At 43.4% G+C, this 3789-nt stretch carries 4 protein-coding genes; all 4 read right to left on the reverse strand.

Features of this window, described 5'->3' with window-relative positions; translation table 11 throughout:
- Positions 1-67: 67 nt before the first annotated feature.
- The 4 genes from fabD to plsX all read right to left on the reverse strand — a co-directional run bounded on the left by fabD (position 68) and on the right by plsX (position 3672).
- Entirely contained in the window at positions 68-949 is an 882-nt protein-coding gene (fabD, locus tag IQ264_RS31775; RefSeq protein ID WP_193986623.1) for an ACP S-malonyltransferase, read from the reverse strand.
- Positions 950-1029: 80 nt separating this feature from the next.
- Positions 1030-1584 carry a Uma2 family endonuclease gene (locus tag IQ264_RS31780; RefSeq protein ID WP_193986625.1) on the reverse strand — a complete coding sequence of 185 codons (555 nt, stop codon included), beginning with the start codon at positions 1582-1584 and terminating at the stop codon, positions 1030-1032.
- A gap of 34 nt (positions 1585-1618) precedes the next feature.
- Entirely contained in the window at positions 1619-2635 is a 1017-nt protein-coding gene (locus tag IQ264_RS31785; RefSeq protein ID WP_193986628.1) for a beta-ketoacyl-ACP synthase 3, read from the reverse strand.
- A 2-nt stretch (positions 2636-2637) separates the two neighbouring features.
- The gene (plsX, locus tag IQ264_RS31790) at positions 2638-3672 is read right to left on the reverse strand and encodes a phosphate acyltransferase PlsX (RefSeq protein ID WP_193986630.1); all 1035 of its coding nucleotides are present in this window, start codon (positions 3670-3672) and stop codon (positions 2638-2640) included.
- Between the last annotated feature and the right edge of the window lie 117 nt (positions 3673-3789).

The raw sequence follows: 3789 nt of genomic DNA on the forward strand, positions 1-3789 counted from the left end.
GGACAAGGGGACAAGGGGGCAAGGTGAATTTTTACTTTTTGCCTTCTGCCTTCTGCCTTCTGCCTTACTAGGTTGGTAAATCGGCGGCGCTACTGATATTTTGTAAGTTTAAATTAGGGCAGGTGCGTTTAATTAAACCTGTGAGAACTTTTCCAGGGCCAATTTCTACTACTTTTTCTATACCTGCTTCCGGTAAGGCTAAACAAATTTCTCGCCAACGTACTGAACCTGTCATTTGTTGAGAAAGACGTTGTTTTAAAACAGCTGCTTCTGTTGCTGGTGTCGGGTCAACATTTGACATTACTGGCACTTGAGCATCGCTGAAAGTAACAGCATCTAAAACTTCTTGAAATTCGGTTGCGGCTGGTGCCATTAATGGTGAGTGAAAAGCACCTGAAACATTTAATTTAACAGCCTTTTTCGCTTTAATTTGAGATAATGCAGTGTCTACTGCTTCCGGGGTTCCAGAAATTACTACTTGAGCAGAACTGTTGTCGTTTGCTAATACTAAATCTGGCGTTTTTTCGATTATTTCTGTTAACTGCTTTTCGTCAAATCCGATTAATGCCGCCATCATTCCTCCGGCAGCGTTATCCATTAATTCTGCTCGTTTTTTTACTAGGCGTAAACCTGTTTCAAAATCAAAAACGTCAGCGATATGAAGGGCAACGTATTCTCCTAAACTATGTCCAGCGACTAAGTTTGGTTGATGTCCTTTTTCTCGCACTAATTCAGCCAAAATACTTTCGATTACGTATAAACAAGGCTGAGTATAAAGGGTGTGAGAAAGTTTATCTTCTTCACTCTGGCAAATTTCTAGAACTGACCAACCTAAAATTTGTTCGGCTTGTAAAAATTTATTTTTGGCATGAAGAAAGTCTACTAAATCTCCTCCCATACCAATTTTTTGTGAACCTTGTCCGGGAAATACCCATGCAGTTTTTGTCATTGTTTATTTATCGTTAGTCATTGGTCATTTGTCAATTGTCATTTGTTATTAATAACAAATGAACCGGAAACATAAGTTATTTAATCAAATACGGGAGGCCATAATTCTGTTACGGGCAATTCCCAGTCAGGAAATAATTCTGGAATCGTCAGGTTTTGCTGATTATTTAAAACGGTTGGTTCACTACCTGAACGATAAATTGTAACTGTTTGTTCATCTGGATCGATTAATATTCCTACTCTTGCTCCCAGTTCCAAAAACATTTGAATTTTGTCTTTGAGTTTTTTGATTCTGTCTGTACGGGATTTGATTTCTACTACTAAATCAGGCACTAATTCGCCAAAAGCTCTGACAGTTTTCCTGAGTCTTTCTCGTGAAACGAAGGAAACATCTGGCGCTCTGAGGTCTGTATTGGGAAGGATAAATCCTCCACTAGAATCGAATAATCGTCCTAGTTTTCTTGGTGTAATCCAAGCAAACAAAAAAGCCGTTAATCGTACTGCAATCTCACTAGAAACGATATCTGATGGCCCTATAACGACAATGTTTCCTTCTTGCAACTCTAGTTGGTAATCCTCGTATTCTGGGGAGAGTTGCGATCGAAATTTTTCTAAATCCCGGACAGTGAAAGTCATAGTTAAACTCCTGGGATGAGTAGCTTTTTTTAGCTTATTTACCCCATTGAAAGATTGCTGCACCCCATGTTAAACCAGCACCAAAACCAGCGGTGGCGATCGTATCTCCTGGTTTAATTTTATCTGCTCTAACTGCTTCATCTAATGCGATCGCAATTGATGCCGCAGAGGTGTTGCCATAATTAGCCAGGTTACTGATTACTTTTTCCGAGGGAATTTTCAATCGTTGCGCCACAGCATCAAGAATTCTTTGATTAGCTTGATGTAATATTAGCCAATCTATTTGGTCAACTGTTAAATTGGCGCGATGCAGAGCTTTTTCGATAACTTCTGGCACTCGTTTGACGGCGAAGCGATAAACTTCTTGTCCGTTCATGGTGATTGGTTGAAAGGTGCCTTGATTAATCGCAACTCCCTCAACTAATTCTTTGGGTTCGCTTTTATAACTGAGGTTGAGATAATGATTTTGGGTGCCATCACTGCGGATTTCAAAACCTAATAAGCGATCTGAATCAGCTAAATCCGACTCAGCTGCCTGCATTACCACTGCCCCGGCACCATCGCCAAAGAGAATACAGGTGCGTCGATCGGACCAATCTACCCAACGAGAGAGGATATCTCCGCCGATTAACAGTACGTTTCGATAAACGCCGTTACGGATGAATTGGGCACCTGTCACTAAGGCAAACACAAAACCCGAACAAGCAGCTGTAAGGTCAAACGCTACAGCCTTATTTGCGCCGATTTTGGCTTGAATTTGGCTAGCAGTGCCAAACAAATCATCTGCGGTAGAAGTCGCCAGAATAATCAAATCGATATCTTCAGGAGCGATCCCAGCCATTGCGATCGCCTTTTCCCCTGCGATGCTAGCCAACTCACACAGAGATTGACCGGGAACTGCTAAACGCCGTTCCCGAATTCCCGTGCGCGTGGTAATCCATTCATCAGATGTATCGACAATCTGACTGAGATCTTGATTAGTTAAAGAAACCGCTGGTGTTGCGGCACCACTTCCGGTGATGACAACGCCTTTTCCTAATTGCTGCAACATTGTTACTCGACCTCAGCCGCTGGTGCAGCAGGTTGGTGATAGTTGGATGTAATTCTTTCTAGTACTTGGTGATCGATCGCTTCTTTAGCCAACCGAATTGCATTAAAAATCGAGGGAGCTTGCGACGATCCATGACTAATAATACAAATTCCGGCGACACCCAAAAGCAACCCACCGCCATGTTCGGCATGATCTACCCGTTGCTTAATCCGTTTTAAATTAGGTTTGAGTAAAGCAACACCCAATAAACCATGCAAACCTTGGGGTAACTCTTCCTTGAGGATTTGCAACATTACTTCGCCTACAGCCTCGGCAAATTTGAGCAAGACATTCCCCGCGAAGCCATCACAAACTACCACATCAAAGTTACCGGAAAGGATATCTCGACCTTCTGCATTGCCGACAAAAGTAATTTTGCTATTCTCTTGCAGCATTTGATGAGTGCGAAATGCCAAGTCGTTACCTTTACCAGGTTCTTCACCGATATTGAGTAAACCGACTTTCGGTTCTGGGACACCAAGAACATACTGACTGTAAATCGATCCCATGACAGCGAACTGTTCCAAGAACTTGGGACGACAATCGACATTTGCCCCCACATCCAGAAGTAGTACCGACTTGTCAGCCATGATGGTTGGTAGAACCGCGCCGATAGCTGGTCGATCGATCCCTTTCAACCTGCCCAAACGCAGCAGTGCTGCTGCCATTGCTGCGCCAGAATGTCCAGCCGAAACCACTGCATCAGCCCGTTTTTGCTTCACCAAATCCATAGCGACGTTGATAGAAGCTTTTGGCTTGCGTTTTATCCCGCTGAGTGGTTCTTCGTGCATTTCGATCGTGCCTTCTGAAGGCACGATTTCCACTGGAAAAGAATTCCCGTGTTGACTTAGAGCCGCTTCAATTTGAGAAGAATCGCCTACCAGTAGAATTTCTACGTCTAATTCTTCTCTTGCTCTAAGTGCGCCAGCGACGATTTCGGCGGGAGCGTGATCCCCACCCATCGCGTCTATTGCAATTCGTGCCCTAGCTGATCCCATTGATCAATGTAATAGAAACATCCAAGATTTTACCAGATGGCTTCCATCGAAAAATCAACCTTTACGGATTTTTCTGACCAGAGGGGCAGGGGAGATGAGAGGACAAGGGGACAAGGG

Source organism: [Phormidium] sp. LEGE 05292 (genome assembly GCF_015207735.1).
GTDB lineage: Bacteria > Cyanobacteriota > Cyanobacteriia > Cyanobacteriales > Aerosakkonemataceae > Floridanema.